This is a genomic window from Enterobacter sp. EC_50 (assembly GCF_019584525.1).
Taxonomy (GTDB): domain Bacteria; phylum Pseudomonadota; class Gammaproteobacteria; order Enterobacterales; family Enterobacteriaceae; genus Enterobacter; species Enterobacter roggenkampii.
In genome coordinates this window covers 65142-85335 of the sequence record NZ_VDAF01000015.1, presented here as the reverse complement: position 1 = coordinate 85335, position 20194 = coordinate 65142, and the positions used below count along the sequence as shown (strand labels likewise).

19 protein-coding genes are annotated in these 20194 nt (G+C 55.5%); 9 read left to right on the top strand and 10 right to left on the bottom strand.

The genetic code is table 11. From position 1 onward, the window contains the following. Positions 1–5: 5 nt before the first annotated feature. Positions 6–1481: a TrkH family potassium uptake protein gene (locus FHC48_RS14035; RefSeq protein WP_008502992.1), complete on the bottom strand. Its 1476-nt coding sequence runs from the start codon at positions 1479–1481 to the stop codon at positions 6–8. 199 nt (positions 1482–1680) lie between these two features. Here FHC48_RS14035 and FHC48_RS14030 point away from each other — a divergent pair, with 199 nt between their 5' ends. Further along, positions 1681–3855: a YgiQ family radical SAM protein gene (locus FHC48_RS14030; protein ID WP_023344923.1), complete on the top strand. Its 2175-nt coding sequence runs from the start codon at positions 1681–1683 to the stop codon at positions 3853–3855. 97 nt (positions 3856–3952) lie between these two features. Here FHC48_RS14030 and dkgA read toward each other — a convergent pair whose 3' ends face one another. Beyond that, on the bottom strand, positions 3953–4780 hold the full coding sequence (gene dkgA, locus FHC48_RS14025) for a 2,5-didehydrogluconate reductase DkgA (protein WP_021242117.1): 828 nt from the start codon (positions 4778–4780) through the stop codon (positions 3953–3955). A gap of 105 nt (positions 4781–4885) precedes the next feature. Then, entirely contained in the window at positions 4886–6049 is a 1164-nt protein-coding gene (yqhD, locus tag FHC48_RS14020; RefSeq protein ID WP_008502995.1) for an alcohol dehydrogenase, read from the bottom strand. Between the two features lie 194 nt (positions 6050–6243). On the opposite strand from yqhD, the gene FHC48_RS14015 reads away from it, so the two are divergent. After that, the gene (locus tag FHC48_RS14015) at positions 6244–7143 is read left to right on the top strand and encodes an AraC family transcriptional regulator (RefSeq protein ID WP_008502996.1); all 900 of its coding nucleotides are present in this window, start codon (positions 6244–6246) and stop codon (positions 7141–7143) included. Positions 7144–7192: 49 nt separating this feature from the next. Here FHC48_RS14015 and yghB read toward each other — a convergent pair whose 3' ends face one another. Both yghB and metC read right to left on the bottom strand, forming a co-directional pair. After that, the gene (gene yghB, locus FHC48_RS14010) at positions 7193–7852 is read right to left on the bottom strand and encodes a DedA family general envelope maintenance protein YghB (RefSeq protein WP_008499812.1); all 660 of its coding nucleotides are present in this window, start codon (positions 7850–7852) and stop codon (positions 7193–7195) included. A 143-nt stretch (positions 7853–7995) separates the two neighbouring features. Then, positions 7996–9183: a cystathionine beta-lyase gene (gene metC / locus FHC48_RS14005; RefSeq protein WP_220418899.1), complete on the bottom strand. Its 1188-nt coding sequence runs from the start codon at positions 9181–9183 to the stop codon at positions 7996–7998. Between the two features lie 251 nt (positions 9184–9434). Between metC and exbB the strand changes: the two genes are divergently transcribed. Both exbB and exbD read left to right on the top strand, forming a co-directional pair. Next, complete coding sequence (gene exbB / locus FHC48_RS14000) at positions 9435–10166, top strand: tol-pal system-associated acyl-CoA thioesterase (RefSeq protein ID WP_021242115.1); 732 nt, start codon at positions 9435–9437, stop codon at positions 10164–10166. 4 nt (positions 10167–10170) lie between these two features. Further along, entirely contained in the window at positions 10171–10596 is a 426-nt protein-coding gene (gene exbD, locus FHC48_RS13995) for a TonB system transport protein ExbD (RefSeq protein WP_008499809.1), read from the top strand. A 43-nt stretch (positions 10597–10639) separates the two neighbouring features. Here the strand turns inward: exbD and FHC48_RS13990 are convergent, their stop codons facing one another. Continuing rightward, positions 10640–11089 (bottom strand): hypothetical protein, encoded by a 450-nt coding sequence (locus FHC48_RS13990; protein WP_023294557.1) that lies wholly within the window; start codon positions 11087–11089, stop codon positions 10640–10642. 1 nt (position 11090) lies between these two features. Continuing rightward, positions 11091–11495, bottom strand: a complete 405-nt coding sequence (locus FHC48_RS13985; protein ID WP_008499807.1) for a hypothetical protein — start codon at positions 11493–11495, stop codon at positions 11091–11093. A 103-nt stretch (positions 11496–11598) separates the two neighbouring features. Here FHC48_RS13985 and FHC48_RS13980 point away from each other — a divergent pair, with 103 nt between their 5' ends. Together FHC48_RS13980 and FHC48_RS13975 are read left to right on the top strand one after the other, a co-directional pair. Continuing rightward, the gene (locus FHC48_RS13980; RefSeq protein WP_008499806.1) at positions 11599–12102 is read left to right on the top strand and encodes an ESA_00282 family adhesion-associated protein; all 504 of its coding nucleotides are present in this window, start codon (positions 11599–11601) and stop codon (positions 12100–12102) included. Between the two features lie 82 nt (positions 12103–12184). After that, complete coding sequence (locus tag FHC48_RS13975; protein ID WP_008499805.1) at positions 12185–12673, top strand: TIGR00645 family protein; 489 nt, start codon at positions 12185–12187, stop codon at positions 12671–12673. 64 nt (positions 12674–12737) lie between these two features. Here FHC48_RS13975 and FHC48_RS13970 read toward each other — a convergent pair whose 3' ends face one another. Both FHC48_RS13970 and FHC48_RS13965 read right to left on the bottom strand, forming a co-directional pair. After that, positions 12738–13778, bottom strand: a complete 1041-nt coding sequence (locus FHC48_RS13970; RefSeq protein ID WP_058653868.1) for an aldo/keto reductase — start codon at positions 13776–13778, stop codon at positions 12738–12740. Positions 13779–13959: 181 nt separating this feature from the next. Then, the gene (locus tag FHC48_RS13965) at positions 13960–16506 is read right to left on the bottom strand and encodes an autotransporter outer membrane beta-barrel domain-containing protein (protein WP_261308053.1); all 2547 of its coding nucleotides are present in this window, start codon (positions 16504–16506) and stop codon (positions 13960–13962) included. Positions 16507–17056: 550 nt separating this feature from the next. Here FHC48_RS13965 and FHC48_RS13960 point away from each other — a divergent pair. The 3 genes from FHC48_RS13960 to FHC48_RS13950 all read left to right on the top strand — a co-directional run bounded on the left by FHC48_RS13960 (position 17057) and on the right by FHC48_RS13950 (position 19461). Further along, positions 17057–18604 (top strand): methyl-accepting chemotaxis protein, encoded by a 1548-nt coding sequence (locus FHC48_RS13960; protein ID WP_025912490.1) that lies wholly within the window; start codon positions 17057–17059, stop codon positions 18602–18604. Between the two features lie 126 nt (positions 18605–18730). Then, complete coding sequence (locus tag FHC48_RS13955; RefSeq protein WP_045409503.1) at positions 18731–18985, top strand: hypothetical protein; 255 nt, start codon at positions 18731–18733, stop codon at positions 18983–18985. Positions 18986–19188: 203 nt separating this feature from the next. After that, on the top strand, positions 19189–19461 hold the full coding sequence (locus FHC48_RS13950) for a hypothetical protein (RefSeq protein ID WP_059365151.1): 273 nt from the start codon (positions 19189–19191) through the stop codon (positions 19459–19461). A gap of 85 nt (positions 19462–19546) precedes the next feature. Here the strand turns inward: FHC48_RS13950 and FHC48_RS13945 are convergent, their stop codons facing one another. Next, a complete protein-coding gene (locus FHC48_RS13945; RefSeq protein ID WP_059365150.1) occupies positions 19547–20137 on the bottom strand; it encodes a TetR/AcrR family transcriptional regulator in 591 nt (196 codons plus the stop codon). Between the last annotated feature and the right edge of the window lie 57 nt (positions 20138–20194).

Here is a 20194-nt window from a genome sequence, read left to right as displayed (position 1 = left end):
ATGGTTTATGCCCGCCAGAAAAAGCGCGAGAACAGAATCAGCACCGGGTAAATTTCCAGACGCCCTAAGATCATTGCCGCGCACATCAACAGCTTAGCCCCTTCTGTTAACGTGCCGAACGTCGACGCCGTCTCGCCAAATCCCAGCCCCATGTTGTTGATACAGGCGGCGACCGTCGCGAATGATGTAAACAGATCGTAGCCCATCAGATTAAGCGCCCAGACAAAAAAGCCCGTGATCATCACGTAGAGAAAGAAGAAGCTCCAGACCGAGCGCAGGACGCGTTCATTCACCACGCTTTTGCCCACCTTAATGCTCAGCAGCGCGCGCGGATGCGCCAGCTGGTTCATCTCCTGAATACTCTGCTTGAACATAATCAAAAAACGCAGGGCTTTGATCCCGCCGCAGGTCGAGCCTACGCAGCCGCCAAAAAAGCTGGCGCTCAACAACAGGAAGATGGTGTGGGTGGGCCATTGGGCGTAGTCGGCGGTCGACAGGCCGTTATCGGTCATCATCGAACTGGCAAGGAAGAAGGCGTGCACCAGGCTATCCGTGGGGCTGTACATGCCTGCATGCCAGACCTGCCAGGCGGTGATGAGGATAATCGCCGCAGCGGCGCTCAGGAAGAATTTAACCTCCGGGCTGCGACGAATCGGCTTCAGGGTGCGTCGGACAATGGCGACGTACCAAAGGGTGAAGTTAAACGCGGAGAGCAGCGAAAACGCCCCGGCAACCAGCTCGATTGCGTGGCTGTCATAAAAACCAATGCTCTCGCTGCGGGTGGAGAAGCCGCCCAGTGACACGGTCGAAAGCCCGTGACAGACGGCGTCAAAAAAGGACATTCCCGCCAGCCAGTAGGCCAGAGTGCAGGCCACGCCCAGCGCGAAGTAGGTCACCCACAGCGTGCGCGCGGTATCGGCAAGGCGGGGCGTCAGACGCTCCTCCTTGAACGGCCCCGGCATCTCTGACTGATAAAGCTTCATGCCGCCAATGCCCAGCAGCGGCAGGACCGCGACGGCCAGCACGATGACGCCTAACCCGCCAATGAAATTCAGCTGAGCGCGGTAATACAGGTACGACTTAGGCAGGGCGCTGACGTCCCCGATCACCGTCGCTCCGGTAGTGGTGATCCCGGAAACCCCTTCAAAGAGCGCGTCAGCAAAGGAGAGCTGAAGCCCGTCATCCATCCAGAGCGGCATGGCGCTAATCAATGAAAACAGCAGCCAGAACAGCACGATAATCACGAAACCGTCGCGGGTGCGCAGCTGGATGCCGGCGTGGCGGGTTGCCCGCCAGGTTAAGCCTCCGAGACTAAAAAAGGTTAAAAATGTGGTCAGGAAGGCAAAGTAGGTCCGCTCTTTATTCAGCAGGGCGATAACCATCGGCGGCAGCATGGAAAGGCTGTACAGCAGCACAAGGAAACCGCAGAGGTGCAGGACAACCCGCAGCTGGGAGACATGTAACGAATCGTTGGGCTTCACAACTGAGCTCCGCACAAACACGCATTCCGGGGCAAATCACCGGAAAATAGAGTGAATATTATGATCCAAAATTATCAGGGCGGCATATTTTAACGACTTCCGTGAATATCTGCCTGCTTCCTGCATCCTTTTCTTCAAATCTGGCGGATGAACAGCGTATAATCCCGCTCCTTTTGTTTATTTTTTCTTCGGAAGCATTATGAGCGCAATTTCCCTGATCCAGCCGGATCGTGACCTCTTCTCCTGGCCCCAGTACTGGGCGGCCTGCTTTGGACCGGCGCCATTCCTGCCGATGTCCCGGGAAGAGATGGACCAACTGGGCTGGGACAGCTGCGACATCATTCTGGTCACGGGCGATGCCTACGTTGACCACCCGAGCTTCGGCATGGCCATCTGTGGCCGCATGCTTGAGGCGCAGGGCTTCCGCGTGGGGATCATCTCCCAGCCTGACTGGAACAGCAAAGACGACTTTATGCGTCTGGGTAAACCGAACCTGTTCTTCGGCGTGACCGCAGGCAACATGGATTCGATGATCAACCGCTATACCGCCGACCGTAAGCTGCGCCATGACGACGCCTACACGCCGGATAACGTGGCGGGTAAACGCCCGGATCGCGCGACCCTGGTCTATACCCAGCGCTGCAAAGAAGCCTGGAAAGACGTGCCGGTGATCCTGGGCGGCATCGAGGCGAGCCTGCGCCGCACCGCGCACTATGACTACTGGTCAGATACCGTGCGCCGCTCGGTGCTGGTAGATTCCAAGGCCGACATGCTGATTTACGGAAACGGCGAGCGTCCGCTGGTGGAAGTGGCGCACCGCCTGTCGCAGGGCGAGCCGGTGAGCAGCATCCGCGACGTGCGCAATACCGCCATTATGGTGAAAGAGGCGCTGCCGGGCTGGCGCGGGGTAGATTCCCGCATCATCGATATGCCAGGCAAAATCGACCCGATCCCACATCCGTACGGCGACGATCTGCCGTGTGCCGATAACAAACCGGTAGAGCCAAAGAAGGCGGAAGCGAAGGCGATCGTCGTGCAGCCGCCGCGCCCGAAGCCGTGGGAAAAGACCTACGTACTGCTGCCGTCCTACGAGAAGGTGAAAGCTGACAAGGTGCTCTACGCGCACGCGTCCCGTATTCTGCACCATGAAACCAACCCGGGCTGCGCCCGCGCGCTGATGCAGAAGCACGGCGAGCGCTTTATCTGGATCAACCCGCCGGCCATCCCGCTCTCCACCGAAGAGATGGACAGCGTCTTTGCGCTGCCGTACAAGCGCGTGCCGCACCCGGCGTACGGCAACGCCCGCATCCCGGCGTATGAGATGATCCGCTTCTCGATCAACATCATGCGCGGCTGCTTCGGTGGCTGTTCCTTCTGCTCCATTACCGAGCACGAAGGGCGCATTATTCAGAGCCGCTCTGAAGATTCAATCATCAATGAGATCGAAGCCATTCGCGACTCCGTGCCGGGCTTTACCGGCGTGATTTCCGATCTTGGCGGCCCAACCGCGAACATGTATATGCTGCGCTGCAAATCACCGCGCGCGGAACAGACCTGTCGTCGCCTCTCCTGCGTCTATCCGAGCATTTGTGAGCACATGGACACCAACCACGAGCCGACGATCAACCTCTACCGCCGCGCGCGCGATCTGAAAGGCATCAAGAAGATCCTCATCGCGTCCGGGGTGCGTTATGACATCGCCGTGGAAGATCCGCGCTACATCAAAGAGCTGGCGACGCACCACGTGGGTGGCTATCTGAAGATTGCGCCGGAGCACACCGAAGAGGGCCCGCTGTCGAAGATGATGAAGCCGGGCATGGGCAGCTACGATCGTTTTAAACAGCTGTTCGACACCTACTCGAAGCAGGCGGGCAAAGAGCAGTATCTGATCCCGTACTTCATCTCCGCCCACCCGGGCACGCGTGATGAGGACATGGTGAATCTGGCGCTGTGGCTGAAGCAGCGCCGCTTCCGCCTGGATCAGGTGCAGAACTTCTATCCGTCACCGCTCGCCAACTCGACGACCATGTACTACACCGGCAAGAACCCGCTGAGTAAGATTGGCTATAAGAGTGAAGACGTGGTGGTGCCGAAAGGGGATAAACAGCGTCGTCTGCACAAAGCGCTGCTGCGCTACCACGATCCGGCCAACTGGCCGCTGATCCGCCAGGCGCTGGAAGAGATGGGCAAAAAGCACCTGATCGGCTCGCGCCGCGACTGTCTGGTACCGGCCCCGACGCTGGAGGAGATGCGCGAAGCGCGTCGCCAGAATCGCAATACGCGCCCGGCGCTGACCAAGCACACGCCGATTGTGCATCAGCGTTCGAACGGTGGAGCGGGAACGAAGAAGACCGTAAAACGTAAGATCGGTTAAACCTGTAACAAAGCCCGGTGGCGCTAGCGCTTACCGGGCCTACAGGTCAGCGCGTAGGCCGGGTAAGGCGCAGCCGCCACCCGGCTTTTTTACTCCATTATCCGCCAAACTGATCCGGGTCTGGCCCAAGCCGCTTGCCCTTATCCAGCTTCGCAATTTCCCCCAGCTCATCTTTGTCCAGCCGGAAATCCCAGACGTCGAAGTTCTCGGCGATGCGCGATGGCGTGACCGATTTCGGGATCACCACCAGGCCGTTGTCCAGATGCCAGCGAATGACGATCTGCGCCGGGGTTTTGCCGTATTTATCCGCCAGGTCGCGGATAATTTTCTGATCGAATACCCCTTCACCGCCCTGAGCCAGCGGGCTCCAGGATTCGGTCTGAATCTTATGCGTGGCGTTCCAGGCGTGAAGCTGGCGCTGCTGCAACAGCGGGTGCAGTTCGATCTGGTTAATCACAGGCGCGACGCCCGTCTCGTCAATCAGCCGCTGCAGGTGATGAACCTGGAAGTTACAGACGCCGATGCTTTTCACCAGCCCCTCTTTTTGCAGTTCAATCATCCCTTTCCAGGCATCAACGTAATGGTCGATGGCCGGAACCGGCCAGTGCATGAGATACAGGTCGACGAAATCGAGCTGGAGCTTCTCCAGACTCTCCTGCAGGGCTTCGCGGGGACGCTTTTGATCGTCATTCCACAGTTTCGTGGTGATGAATAACTCATCGCGGGGGACACCGGCGCTGGCCAGTGCGGTCCCCACGCCGTCCTCGTTTTTGTACGCGGCGGCGGTGTCAATCGACCGGTAGCCGACTTCCAGGGCTTTATGAATGGCGGAGACGACCTCGTCGTTACCGGCTTTCCATACACCTAGCCCCAACTGGGGCATCACGTTGCCGTCCTGCAGCTTGATTACGGTTTGGTTTGCCATTTTTCCTCCTTCAGGTGCGCATCGCCGGAGGGAGACTCCGGCGATGGGGTGTGCATTAAGTCTGGACGAAATGTCAAAAAACGAAAGTCGGGGGGACAAAAACGCTTAGCGTGCCGCTTCGTAAATACGGCGGCTGACGTCCAGGGTGATGTCGCCGTGCTCGCCCAGATGGGTCATGCCATGCTCTTCGAGTTTCGCCAGCAGGGCTGGGATGGAGCTGCCGTCCAGACCGTAGCCAGACAGACGCGTTGGCACGCCCAGACCTTCAAAGAAGCTGCGGGTCGCTTCGATGGCGGCATCAATACGCGCATCGTCAGAACCCTCGGTGATGTTCCACACGCGCTCAGCGTACTGCAGCAGTTTGGCGCGTTTGGTATCACGTTTTTCATTCCACAGCGCAGGCAGCACAACGGCCAGCGTCTGCGCATGATCCAGACCGTGCATCGCCGTCAGCTCGTGGCCCAGCATGTGGGTCGCCCAGTCCTGCGGCACGCCAGCACCGATCAGGCCATTCAGCGCCTGGGTGGCGGCCCACATCACGTTGGCGCGAACGTCATAGTTTTCCGGCTCTTTCAGCGCTTTCGGACCTTCTTCAATCAGCGTCAGCAGAATGCCTTCCGCAAAACGATCCTGGATTTTGGCATTCACCGGATACGTGACGTACTGCTCGACGGTATGCACAAAGGCATCGACCACGCCGTTCGCGACCTGACGCGCAGGCAGGGTGTAGGTGTAGACCGGGTCCAGGATGGCGAAGACAGGCTGAACGTGTTCGTTCATGAAGGCCTGCTTATCACCGGTGGTTTTACGGGAGATGACCGCGCCCTTGTTGGATTCAGAACCCGTCGCTGGCAGGGTCAGCACGGAGCCCATCGGGATGGCGCTTTTGATGTCGCTGCCGCGGGTTTCCAGAATGTGCCACGGATCGATGCCGTCAGCATAGTGCGCTGCCGCCGCGATGAATTTGGTGCCGTCCAGCACGGAGCCGCCGCCGACCGCCAGCAGGAAGGTGATGTTTTCTTCGCGGGCGATTTTCACCGCGTTCATCAGCGTTTCGTAGGACGGGTTTGGCTCAATGCCGCCGAACTCACGCACGTCCAGACCGTCCAGCGCGCTGTAAACCTGATCCAGCACGCCGGTTTTTTTCACGCTGCCGCCACCGTAGGTGATCAGCACGCGGGCGTCAGCAGGGATCTGTGCGCGCAGGTCAGCGATAGCGTCTTTACCAAACAGAATGCGGGTTGGGGTGTGAAGATTAAAGTTGTTCATTGCTCGTTCCCTTTAGTGGGTGAAAAACCGTGGTGCGCAGAGGGCGACCTGATGCTGCACATTGTGGCCGTCCGGGGCTACGCCCTCAATGCACATTCCTGCCGATGTCTTGCCCATTTCTACAGAGCGCTGGAGAAAGCGCGGAAAACAACGCACACTGTCAACGTCGAAAACCGCACCCGGAGTAACGCAAGATGAACCGTGAGGCTATCTGCCAGCAGCTCACTGCGCAGATTAAGAGATTGATAGATAATGAAAATCGTGCCAGCGATCTGCTGCCGGACATTCGCCTGCTCTACGGCACGCAGCCCGGAACGCGCACGCCGGTCATGTACCAGCCGGGCATCGTTTTTCTCTTTTCAGGCCATAAAATTGGCTATATCAACGAGCGCGTGTTCCGCTACGACACCAATGAATATCTGCTGCTGACAGTACCTTTACCCTTCGAATGTGAAACCTTCGCGACAGAGGCGGTTCCGCTGGCGGGGATCCGCGTCAATGTCGACATCCTCCAGCTGCAGGAGCTGCTGATGGAGATTGGCGAAGACGAACTCTTCCAGCCTTCGATGGCCTCAAGCGGGATCAACTCGGCAACGCTGTCGGAAGAGATCCTTTGCGCCATTGAGCGTCTGCTGGACGTCATGGAGAGGCCGCTGGACGCGCGCATACTGGGCAAGCAGATTATCCGAGAAATTCTGTACCACGTGCTGCTGGGCCCGGGCGGCGGCGCGTTACTTGCCCTGGTGAGCCGACAGACCCACTTCAGCCTGATAAGCCGCGTGCTCAAGCGTATCGAAAGCCAGTACACCGAAAACCTCAGCGTCGACCAGCTGGCGGCGGAAGCCAATATGAGCGTCTCGGCGTTTCACCATAACTTTAAATCGGTGACCAGCACTTCGCCGCTGCAGTACCTCAAAACCTACCGGCTGCATAAGGCGCGAATGCTGATGATCCACGACGGCATGAAGGCCAGCGCGGCGGCGATGCGGGTGGGCTATGAAAGTGCGTCGCAGTTCAGTCGGGAGTTTAAGCGCTATTTCGGCGTCACGCCGGGAGAGGATGCGTCGCGTATAAGAACGATGCAGGGAGCCTGAGGGGAAACGTAGGCCGGGTAAGGCGTAGCCGCCACCCGGCAATTTTTTATCACGCGCTGCAGTACTTCTTCTTAATCACTACCGCGATGGTGCCCACCAGACCCGCCACCAGCAGGAACATCGGCAGCACCATCAGGAAGGTCATCACCTGATCTTCGTGGTGTTTCACGAAGGGGATCATATTCAGCGCGTAGCCGAATGTCGTCACCACGCCAACCCAAAGCAGGGCGCTCAGCCAGTTGAAGAACTGGAAGCGGCGGTTCGACAAACCGGAAATGCCCGCCATCGTCGGCAGAAGGGTGCGAACGAACGCCAGAAAACGTCCGGCCAGCAGCGCAAGCAGGCCGTGTCGGTCAAACATGCAGGTTGCACGCTGATGGTATTTATGGGGTAACTGCGCCAGCCAGCTTTTGACCACGCGCGTGTTGCCGAGCCAGCGGCCCTGCAGATAGCTCAGCCAGCAGCCCAGGCTGGCTGCGGAAGTGAGGATAACCATCGTGGGCGTAAAGTCCATGACGCCTTTGCCGATCAACGCCCCGGCAAGCAAAAGCAGACTGTCACCGGGTAAAAACGAGGCTGGCAGTAATCCATTTTCCAGAAACAGCGTTGCGAACATCACGAAATAGACGACGCCTATGACGTGAGGATCCGCCAGGGCGGCAAAATCATGTTGCCAGAGCGCCGCGATAATATCTTGAATAACAGCCATGGACTTTCCTGTGGAACAGCAGATATAGCGCTATTGTACTCCCTAATTCGCCCGTCGGGTTTGATCCCGGGCGCAACTCATGCAGACTTTTCTGCTTGCGGTGTCCACAAAAGCGTCCAGAGAGTACATTTTCAGCCAGCACTCTACACGATACGCTCGAACCCTGCTGCTAAATCCGCAATCAGATCGTCAACATTTTCTAAACCGATATGCAGTCGAATCAGGGTACCGCTGAAGGCCACTTCACCACCTGGGCGCAGGGCCGCGATCTGCTCCGGCTGGTTAGCCAGGATCAGGGATTCAAAACCGCCCCATGAGTAGGCCATACTGAAGAGGCTAAAATTATCCAGATAGCTTGCCAGCTCGTCATTATTCAGCCGTTTTTTCAGCACAAACGAGAACAAACCGCTGCTGCCCGTAAAGTCACGTTGCCAGAATTCATGCCCCTTACTGCCCGGCAGCGCCGGATGGTTTACGCGCTCAACCTGCGGATGCTGCGCCAGCCATTCGGCCACCTTCAGGCTGCTTTCGTGGTGCTGACGCAGGCGAACGCCCAGCGTGCGGAGTCCGCGGCTGGTCATGTACGCCGTGTCGGCATCCACCATCTGGCCCATCAGATAGGCGTTTTCACGCAGCTGATCCCAGCAGCGCGCGTTGGAAACCGCAGTACCAATCATGCCGTCAGAGTGGCCAATCAGGTATTTCGTCGCCGCCTGGATGGAAATATCAATGTCGAATTCCAGCGCTTTGAACAGCACGCCTGCCGCCCAGGTGTTGTCGATCATAATGATCGCCTCTGGCGCTTTGCTGCGCACGGCCTTGACGATAGCCGGCACGTCGTGAACTTCCATGGTGAGCGACCCCGGCGATTCCAGGAACACAATGCGCGTGTTTGGCTGAATAAGTTCGGCAATACCTTCACCAATCAGCGGGTCGAACCAGCCGGTCGTCACGCCGAGCTTGCTGAGGATTTTGGTACAGAAGTCCTGGCTGGGTTCATAGGCGGTGTTGGTCATCAGGATATGGTCGCCCTGTTCCACAAACGCCAGAATGGTGTTGGCGACCGCCGCCGCGCCGCACGGGAACAGCGCGCAGCCTGCGCCGCCTTCCAGTTCGCACATCGCTTCCTGCAGAGAAAAGTGGGTTAGCGTGCCGCGACGGCCATAAAACAGCCCGCCTTTTGCGCGGTTGCGCGTGGCGTTTTTTTTCTCCTCAACGGTGTCAAACACCAGCGAGGAGGCGCGTTGAATCACGCTGTTGACCGATCCCTGAGTATATTTTTTGCTGCGTCCTGCCTGTACCAGCGTGGTATCAAGATGCTTCGTTGTCATGTTCGCTAACCCTGTTTTTATACGTCTGGACGTCCAGACTACCACGATTGGAAAAAACTGCACCCGCAGGCTTATCGAATAAGCAGAAAATATTAGCAAAAAAGCGCATAAGAAATTTTTACTGCGTAAGCGCAAGGAAAGTGAACGAAAATTGCGGCACTATGCAAATACTAATGAGAACTACTATCAATTCGACGATGTTTTGATATTATTACGTTCAGATTTTGTGATTTGCGTCCTGGAGATACAGAGTGGGTAATAATTTGATGCAGGCGGATCTCTCCGTTTGGGGCATGTATCAGCATGCTGACATCGTGGTTAAGATTGTGATGATCGGCCTGATTCTGGCGTCCGTTGTCACCTGGGCTATCTTCTTCAGCAAGAGCGCCGAGCTGCTTTCGCAGAAGCGTCGCCTCAAGCGGGAACAGCAGCAGTTGGCAGAAGCCCGCTCTCTGGATCAGGCCTCAGATATGACCTCATCCTTCCACGCGAAAAGCCTGACTACCCTGCTCGTGAATGAAGCACAGAACGAGCTGGAACTCTCCGCGGGCAGTGAAGATAACGAAGGCATCAAGGAGCGTACCGGTTTCCGTCTGGAGCGTCGCGTGGCGGCGGTTGGCCGACACATGGGGCGCGGCAATGGTTATCTGGCCACCATCGGCGCGATTTCGCCGTTCATCGGTCTTTTCGGTACGGTCTGGGGCATCATGAACAGCTTTATCGGTATCGCGCAGACCCAAACCACCAACCTGGCGGTCGTTGCGCCGGGTATCGCCGAAGCGCTGCTGGCGACGGCGATTGGTCTGGTCGCGGCGATTCCGGCGGTGGTTATCTACAACATCTTCGCGCGCATGATTGGCAGCTACAAAGCCACCCTCGGTGACGTTGCCGCGCAGGTTCTGCTGCTGCAGAGCCGCGATCTCGACCTGAATGCCAGCGCCGTTAAGCCGGTGCACGCGGCGTCCAAACTGCGCGTGGGTTGATATTATGGCGATGCGTCTAAACGAAAATCTGGACGATAACGGCGAAATGCATGAGATCAACGTGACGCCGTTTATCGACGTCATGCTGGTTCTGCTGATCATCTTCATGGTGGCCGCGCCGCTGGCGACGGTGGACGTGAAGGTGAATCTGCCAGCCTCGTCCAGCCAGCCGCAGCCGCGCCCGGAAAAGCCTGTCTATCTGTCCGTGAAGGCCGATAAATCGATGTTCCTCGGTAACGACCCGGTAACGGCCGACTCTGTTATCCCGGCGCTGGATCAGCTTACCGGCGGTAAAAAAGACACCACGGTCTTCTTCCGTGCGGATAAAACCGTGGATTATGAAACCATGATGAAGGTAATGGACACGCTGCATCAGGCGGGTTATCTGAAGATTGGGCTGGTCGGCGAAGAGAAAGCGGCCGCGAAGTGATAAAGAAGCTGGCGAAAGCCGGCTTTTTTTATGCCTGTTGGGTTTATGCGTTCTTATTTTCCGTCGGTGCGGTAGAGGGGGTTGCCAGCGCGTCCTCATCAAGCGCAACGCAGGTGACGTTTGAGGTACGGTACTCGCCGTCTGACAGTTTGCGCGTCAGACGCAGGGTGGCGATCTCTCTGGCAAGCAGGTACTGGTAGTTGGCCTCAAGGCGTCCCAGAAGCTTCTCTTTTAGCTCTGGCCGCTGTTCCATGATGGCGTTCATCACGGCACCGTAAATTTCTTCTTTGACCTGCAGCGGATAAATCTCACGGCGATTCTGCCATTTCAGCCGCACCAGCGTCGCCGGGATCGATACCAGGTCTTGTGTAATGCGCGTCATCTCGTCATTTTTTGTGTTTCGCAGCGCGTCGAGATTTTGCTTTAAGATAAATTCATCACTTTTTTTATCATCCAAAGTCAAATAAACGTCGTTATTTTTAACTTCCTTCACGTTAATCCTCCCCCAGGCTATAAAAAATTGGGTTGTTTTTTTCGCGCGTAATTAAGTTAAGCCAAATTTCATTGCCCGCTTCGTTAATTTCTTTGGTTTTTTCGGCCAATATTTGACTTAGTTTCTGGGCATCTATTTCACCTTCGGCCTGCAGATCATTCAGCAGGTGGACAAAAGCTTCAATTTTTATGGCGCGAAATAAGCGGTCTTTTATATGACGATCGTGCTCTTCCAGCAACATATTACGGGATTTGCCGGTACGGGAAACACCAATTAATATATCAGGCTCGAAATCAGAGAGCTTTCTTTTCCCCTGAGTGAAACTGACCTCTTTTTCTGCTTCCGTCGGTTGCTGTTCCACAGGCGTAATGTGGTACTTAGCCGGGACGAGATAGTCGGGCAGCATTTTTAATTTCCTTTAATTTCAACAGGGTGGGGTTGGTAAAGGCGTGAGATTCGTTGACAATATCATGAGGCAAATTTAAAATCAAAAAAAATGGAGCCTACCCATGAACAGCATCTTTTTTACGGTCATCACATTACTATTACTGACCGCTGGTGTGCTTTTATTGATGCAGGAGTTCAATAAAACGAAAGTGTCGAAAGACACCAGTGAACCGCCGCAACCGGAACTCATGACAAAAGAGGAAGGAGAAGACCATTTCTCTGTATTGATGAACTCCGTTACGCCTGTCTGGTACTGGCGGGTGAACCATGAATATATCGACTTTTTACACGCGACAATTAAACGCATGAAAATGTCGGAAATTAATGACACGCCCGGACTGTTTGAAGCACAGCGTCGCTGTAGCGATCTCAATTCAGCCGTGTATAAATATTATGACAATATCAAAAAACGCTGCCTTAACGGCGAGAAGGTCTCTTATTCCGATCTGGACGTATTAAATTTGCGTCAGTGTTTTCGTGAGTTCAGCCTTGAAGCCTACCCGGAGCTGGTGGTGCTGGTCTGGCCGGAATACGCCCGTCCCGAGGTTAACCCCGACAACGTCTGAGTGACCATACTGGTGAGCTATTGCAAACAGTCAGCGCCATTGGGATATACTGGGCGCTGGTTTCTTTTGCAAACAGGACTTTATGGAACGCTTTTTTGAAAATGCCATGTACGCCTCTCGCTGGATACTGGCCCCTGTCTATTTTGGCCTTTCGCTGGCGCTTATCGCGCTGACGATTAAGTTCTTTCAGGAAATCCTGCACGTTCTGCCGAATATCTTTTCCATTGCCGAGGCGGATTTGATTCTGGTTCTGCTGTCGCTGGTGGATATGACCCTGGTGGGCGGGCTGCTGGTAATGGTGATGTTCTCCGGCTACGAGAATTTCGTCTCTCAGCTGGATATCGACGAGCGCAAAGAGAAGCTCAGCTGGTTGGGCAAAATGGATGCCTCGTCGCTGAAGAATAAAGTGGCCGCGTCGATTGTGGCGATCTCTTCTATCCACCTGCTACGCGTGTTTATGGACGCGAAGAACGTGCCGGATAACAAACTGATGTGGTACGTCATTATCCATCTGACGTTTGTGCTGTCTGCGTTTGTGATGGGGTATCTGGATAAGATCAGTAAGAAGTAAAGTACGCCTTACCCCTCACCCTAACCCTCTCCCCAAAGGGGAGAGGGGACTGCTCGGTGCGGCCTTATTTATCAGACGACGCCTGCCACAGGTTCAACTCCCCATCCGCAACATGCTGGTCAATCCGCTTGAGTTCGTCCTCACTGAAGTACACGTTATCCAGCGCCCGAACGTTCTCCTCAATCTGTTCCGGGCGGCTTGCGCCAATCAGCACTGACGTCACGCGCGCATCTTTCAGCAGCCAGCTCAACGCCATCTGCGCCATAGTCTGACCCCGCGCCTGCGCCATTTCACTCAGCAAACGCAGGCTGTTCAGGTTGGCTTCGGTCAGCATTTTTTCGTTCAGACCGCGGACTTTCTTGCCTTCACGCTGCATGCGTGAATCTTCAGGAATACCGTTCAGGTATTTTCCGGTCAGCAGCCCCTGCGCCAGCGGGGTAAAGGCGATACATCCTGTACCGTTGGCCGCCAGCGCATCCAGCAAACCGGTCTTATCGACCCAGCGGTTGAGCAGGTTATAGGACGGCTGGTGGATCAGCAGGGGGATCTTCCACTCGCGCAGCAGCTCGGCCATTTTTTGCGTGCGCTCGGTTGAATAGGAGGAAATGCCCACGTACAGCGCCTTGCCGCTCTGAACAGCCTGCGCCAGCGCAGAGGCCGTCTCTTCCATCGGCGTGGTTTCATCCACGCGGTGGGAATAGAAAATATCCACGTAGTCGACGCCCAGGCGTTTCAGGCTCTGATCGAGGCTGGCGAGCAGATATTTGCGCGATCCGCCTGAGCCGTATGGCCCGGGCCACATGTCGTAACCCGCCTTGGTGGAGATAACCAGCTCGTCGCGATACGCGGCAAAGTCCTCCCGCAGCAGACGGCCAAAATTCTCTTCCGCGCTGCCTGCTGGCGGGCCGTAGTTGTTGGCAAGGTCGAAATGGGTAATGCCGAGGTCAAAGGCTTTACGCAGCAGCGCCCGCTGGGCATCAAGAGGCTGAATATGGCCGAAGCTATGCCACAGGCCAAGCGACAGCGCGGGCAGGCGAAGGCCGCTTTTGCCACAGTGGCGGTACTGCATGTTCTCGTAGCGGTCAGGGGCAGGGTACCAGGACATGATGTCTCCTTTTCTTATCGATGAATTTTTGAAACGGCGTTTTCATTCTGTCCTTATCAAAACACAAATCCCGGGGAGAAGCGATGGCAGAACTCCCTGCCAGCAATTTTCCCCGGGATGCGTCAGACGTTGAGTCCCGCACTGCCCGGTACACGCAGGTCACCGGGCAATCAGACGACAATCAGAAGCTGTAGCTCATCCCCGCCTGTACGCTGGCATCGTTATCCACATCGCCAGTACCGACATAGACGCCGGTGGTCAGGGTGAAGTTATGGGCGATGGTGGCGTTGATACCTGCCCCAAAGATGCCCATGGTGTTGTTGTGACCGGAGGTATTGTGATAATCCGCCGCCTGAATGTCGGTGTCATCGCTGAACTCTTTCTGGAAGCGCGCGTCGATCCACGGCATCACCTTCACGTTCTTGTTCAAATCGCGAAGGGTGGTGGTGAGCCTCACGCCCGCGCCGCCGTTCCAGGAAGAGACCTGGCTGTCGGCAAAGGTGACTTCGCTGTCAGAGAAGCCGTTCGCTTTGGTCTGATCCCAGCCAAGAGTGGCGTAGGGTTGCAGCAGCGTTTCGCCTGGCAGCAACACGTTCACCCCGGTGCGGGCCTGCGCCAGATACATACTGCCATCGGTGGAGCCGTGCAGCGCTTCCGTCATGCCGCTGGTATCGCCCGTCACGTTGTTGGCAGACAGCGAGTAACGCATATCGCCGTAGCTGAAGCTGCCGTCAGCAAACAGACCCCAGGTTCGGCCGTTCAGCGCCTGCTGCCAGCCGCCATACAGGCTGTAGTAGTTACCGTAAACGCTGTCTTTGAAGCTATCCGCGCCGTCGCTGGTGTCCTGCACGCGGCTGCGCGTCCACGCCAGCGCGATACCGCCGGTGACGCTGTCGCCGTTGTCCAGATGCGCCGTCCAGTCTACGCCGCCCTGCGCACCCTGAGTGATGCTTTTATAGTCGACGTCGTTGCTGAAATTACCGTTCTGATAAAGGAAATCGCCCCAGACCTGCGCACCGTCCTGCTGTTCTCCCAGCAGGTTTGCCAGATGCACCTGGTTCATGTGGTTGCTGATGTCATCCGCTACCTGATGCCCGGCCTGTTCCGCTGCATCCAGGCCGGCTACCAGCCCCTGAACGTCGCTCGCAAGGTTGCCCTTCTGGCTGTTAAATTCAATATTCCAGCTCTGGCTATTATCTGCAGTCAGCTGAGCCTGAGGCGCGCTGTCGGCCGCAACAATATTCAGACTGTTGTTGTAGTTATACGCGCCGCTACGGTTCTCCACGGTCTGGTCGCCGTTGGTAAACGTGGCTGCTGCATAATTCTGCGGCGCACTGCTGCCCGACGTGGTGAAGGTCCCCAGGACTATTCCCTGCTGATTTTGCGCTGATGGCGTAATGCTGTTCACCACCACGGCGTTATTGGCGCCGGTAATATTACCGAAATTCACGTAGCTGTCGGTGCTCATGGTAACCAGCGCATTGCTGCCGGTGGTGTTGGCAATCAGGGTTGAACCGTTTTGCAAACTCCAGCTGGTTGCATCGTTAATTTTATCAATGGCAATGCTGTTATCACTGGTGGTATTTACCGTTTCAAACTGGCTTATTTGTCCGGATATAGAACTGCCCGCATCCATTGACAGGGTATCGCTGCCGTCACCACCGTTAACATTGCCATTGACATGTGAATCATTGGTCAGGACGACCGTATCATCACCTGCACCCGTTGTAATATCACCGTTGACGGTCGCGTTGTTCTGCAGCGTAATTGTACTATTGCCCGTACTCTGGCTGGTATTTATCTCGCCATTCACGGTGCTGTTATCCACCAGAACGGAATTTGCGGCGTTACCATCAACGGTCACATTGCCATTTACCACGCTGTTATTGGTCAATGAAATCAGCGTGGTGCCGTTTTCGTTAAAGGCCCCAATGTCGCCGGTGACCGTACTGTTATCCAGCGCCAGCGAATCAGCCTTCGTTCCGTACATCGCGATGGCGACATCGCCAAAGGCATCCAGGTTGATGTCGCTGAAGGGCTTATATCCGCTCAGTTTTACCGCCAGCGTGTCGATGTTCTGCGCGATTTCGCTCTGTGAGGCATCCACGGAAGCGTTAGTCAGCGTAATATTGGTATCAGATTTATCGCTACCCGCGTAAATACCGCCTTTATCCATCGTGCTGTTGCTGATGGCAATATTTTGTGCACCGGCTCCCGCACTGAGAATACTGCCGTGCAGCATGCTGCCGTCCTCAACGTTGACGGTGTGGTAACCTTTATCCATGGGGTCGAGATAAATGGCGGAACCCATCATATAGGCTTTCTTGCCCTCGTAGCTTCCGGCGTCATTTTCGCCATTCAGCGTGGCGTCATCGATGGTCACCGTCGTATTGGTGGTTGCACCGGTATTGCCCACTTCGATCATATCGACGGTGGCGCCGTTATTCACCGTAATATTAGCCGTCCCCCCGTTGCTGCCCTGAATATAATGGCCGGACATGTCGGTACCAGAAACGGTTAATGACTGGGTATCCCCTGATTCACGGCTTCCATCCATAAAGATATTATTTGCGGTGGTGTCGGCCATAATGGCATTAGTCACGCCGGGATCTTCATAGAAACTATTATCTACATATTTCGTTAAGCCGCAGGTCTGCGATGTCACGCCCGGCTGGCAGGGCGTAGCGGGTGTTACGTTAGCCTGGGCGCCAAATGACGTTAAAGCCACTAATACACATTGCGAAAGCAATGTACGATTCATTAATTTGCGCATTTGAAGTTCTCTGGATGAGTCGAAAATTGTCCGGCTCTTTTTAAATGAATTTATTTAAAATAAGAACTTCCTCAGCAGGTAAGGATGTAATGAAATCTAAAAAAATATCCTGCACAATAATTAGCGTTTAAATAATTAAATTTGATTAATAAATTTAATTTAATTCATGAGCTAAATGCTTTGGAATGATTTGCATACAAATTAAAGGGTTTCTTGACCGGTCGTGCGGTTCTTTGACCGTCTCATTCATCAGGGTATTCATCCTTTCGGGTTGTGAGGTTAATTAACTGTTTGTCTGTTTTACATTTCGACGGCTGCTGAAATATGAAAACATGTATTGAGCAGTAAGATTTTCCCCGCAGTGATTATCCTTTTCCGGCGAACGGCAGGGTAGCGAAGATTTTTATAAAATTACGCGCGAAATAGTATAACTTCGTCAGTTTCTGCCGATAACGAGGGTAAGACTCGCCTCTGGGCGAATTCACCCTCACGGCAAGGAAGACTTATGAATATGCTCCGTAATTTCACGATCCGTTTCGTCATGCTGGCGATTCTCGGGATCTTTTGTTTAATGTGGGCGGGTGTTGGGCTCTACAGCACCTGGTCTCTGTCTCGCGTTTCAGATGGCAACGAGGTGGACCGCCAGCTGGTCAAGCAGATGACGGTGCTCAGCCAGGGCAACGATCAGTATTTCCGCTTTGTGACCCGTCTGAGCCGCGCAATGGAAGTCAAAGCCGCAGGCGGCACGCCGGATCTGGCCTCTGCCCAGCAGGCGCTGGATAACATGGGCAAGAAGCTGGCCGAGATGAAGGCGATCTCCCCAGGCCCAATGGATCCCCAGGTCTCTTCCCGGGTGATCGGTGCATGGCAGGCGCTGCTCGAACAGGGCGTGACGCCGCAAATGCAGCAGGCGAAACTGGGCGCGCTGGACGGCTATCGTCAGCAGGCCAATAACGTCACGCCAACGCTGAGCCGCGCGTTCGGCGCGGCGGCTGAAGAGTTCAACAGTGCTGCCGCAAAGTCGCTCGACAGCACCCGCGTGGTGGTGGACGGCCTGACCAGCATGACCCGTACGGTGATTATCGTCGCCACGATCGTCGGTCTGCTGATCCTGCTCTTCACCGACCGTTACCTGGTCGCGATGCTGGTCAAACCGCTGGACCGCATTCGCCAGCAGTTCCGCCAGATTGCTCAGGGCGATCTCAGCCAGCCCATTGAGCCGTTCGGCCGCAACTGCGTGGGACAGCTGGTGCCGCTGCTGAGCGCCATGCAGGACAGCTTGCGCGAGGCGGTCAGCACGATCCGCTCCGGCAGTGAAAATATCTGGCGCGGGGCGACGGAGATTTCCAGCGGTAACAACGATCTCTCCTCCCGTACCGAAGAGCAGGCGGCGGCACTGGAAGAGACGGCAGCCAGCATGGAACAGCTGACCGCTACGGTGAAACTGAACGCGGAGAGCGCCCGCCAGGCAAGCCAACTGGCCGATGTGGCCTCAACCACCGCCAGCCGCGGCGGTTCGCTGGTGGAAGAGGTGGTAAGCACCATGAGCGGTATTTCGGAAAGCTCGAAGAAAATTGCTGAAATCACCAACGTCATTAACAGCATTGCCTTCCAGACCAATATTCTGGCACTTAACGCGGCGGTTGAAGCAGCACGCGCGGGCGAACAGGGGCGCGGCTTCGCCGTCGTGGCGGGCGAAGTTCGCAACCTGGCAAGCCGCAGCGCCAACGCGGCGAAAGAGATTGAAGGGCTGATTACCGATTCCGTTTCCCGCGTCGAGCAGGGTGCAAAGCTGGTAAGCGACACGGGGACGACCATGGATGCGATTTTGCGGGACGTGACGGAAGTGACGACCATTATGAAGCAAATCGCCTCTGCCTCTGAGGAGCAGAGTAAAGGCATTTCGCAGGTCGGTATCGCCATTACGCAGATGGACGGCGTCACCCAGCAAAACGCCTCGCTGGTGGAGGAGGTTTCCGCGGCGGCTTCGGCGCTGGAGCGTCAGACCGAAGATCTTCAGCGCTCGGTGCAGAAGTTCCGCCTGACGGCATAACGCAACGTGATAAGGCCGCCTTGAGCGGCCTTACATTATTAACGCCTTCCCCATTCCGCGTGCTCTGAAACTGCTATTCTTTTGCTAACCCCTGACGTTCTGGACTCTCTTCTACGAGGTGTTGCTATGAACAGATCGTTATCTTTTATCCCTGTCCTTTCTCTCATTTTTCTGACGCTTTTCTCGGTTTCCACCAGCGCGACCCAGCAGGCGCAGGAGCGGCGCGTGGCGCGTGATGTCAGGCAGGAAACCCGCGACGCGTCACGGCAGGTGAAACAGACCTGCGTGGCGAACAATAACCAGAGTAATCACGACTGCCGCCAGGACAAGCGTCAGATGAAACAGGCCGGACGGCAAAAAGCGCGGGATATAAAGTATTAACATAACAGGCGAGGCGGCATGCAAGCGTATTTCTTGCCGCCTTTTTAAAAAAACGTAAGTCAATATATTTCAAATATTAAAATATTCGCTTGTAACAATATATTTGGCATTTTCTGCACATTCCAGAACATGAAAATTAATATTGTCTTAAGAATTCGCCGACATAATGAATTATCTTCTTGAAGCCGGAAATAATTCAATTTATGAAAAACCGTATTATTTTATTAGCAGCCCTTGCAGGTTTTGTCGTGGTCAATACAGCGATGGCCCAGAGCGTCACGGTCGATGTCCCCACCGGGTATAAGGTCGTGATTGTTCCGCAGTCAGCCACGGTTCCTGAGGCGGTAAGCGTTGCGCCTGCACCTGTACAAACAACGTATGCCGCCCCTGCACCGGTCTATCATCCGCGTGCACGCCATGTGGCGAGCGTGGCGGAAGGAATGGTGATTGAGCATCAGTATGACGATCACCATTGATGCGATTTTGCGTAACGTGTCAGTAATTCCGCCTTACGGCAGAATGCGCTAAGGCCACGCTGTGCGGCCTTCCTCAGCGTCGCACTCAGGAAGGCGGCAGCAGGTTAAGCGCCTGCTTAACCGCCGCCTGCAAACGTGATTCCGGAACACCGTCCCGGGCCTGCACCGACAAACCGTGTAAAAAGACGGCGAAATAGTCTCCCAGACTCTCTGCATCGGTCGTATCCGGCAGTTCACCGTTTTGCACTGCCTGATGGAGACGGTCGATGATCTGCTGTGTACGCTGCAGGCGATGCTGCGCCAGCCAGGTTTTGATCGGCTCATTTTCTGCGCTGACGCTGGCTGCAGAGGCCACCACCATACATCCTTGCGGCAAATCCGGATGGCAGTACAGGTGAACCGCATCCATTAATAGCGTCTGGAGGGTATCCCGCACTGTGCCCCCAGCGGCTAAGGCCCGATCCGCAAAACTGCCTTCCTGATTTTCGTAATCAGCGATAGCTTCCCGAAAGAGCTGTTCTTTTGAACCAAACGCCTTGTAAATCCGTGCCGACGCGATCCCCAGCTCTGCCACCAGATCTGACATCGAGGTTCCTTCATAACCCTGTCTCCAGAACAGGTTGCGCGCTTTGATAAGCGCCTGGTCACGATCGAACTGGCGCGGTCTGCCTGCCATTTTGTTGCTCCGGTTGGTCCTGAATTCTGTGCAACAGGATCGCCTAAATCATCTGGA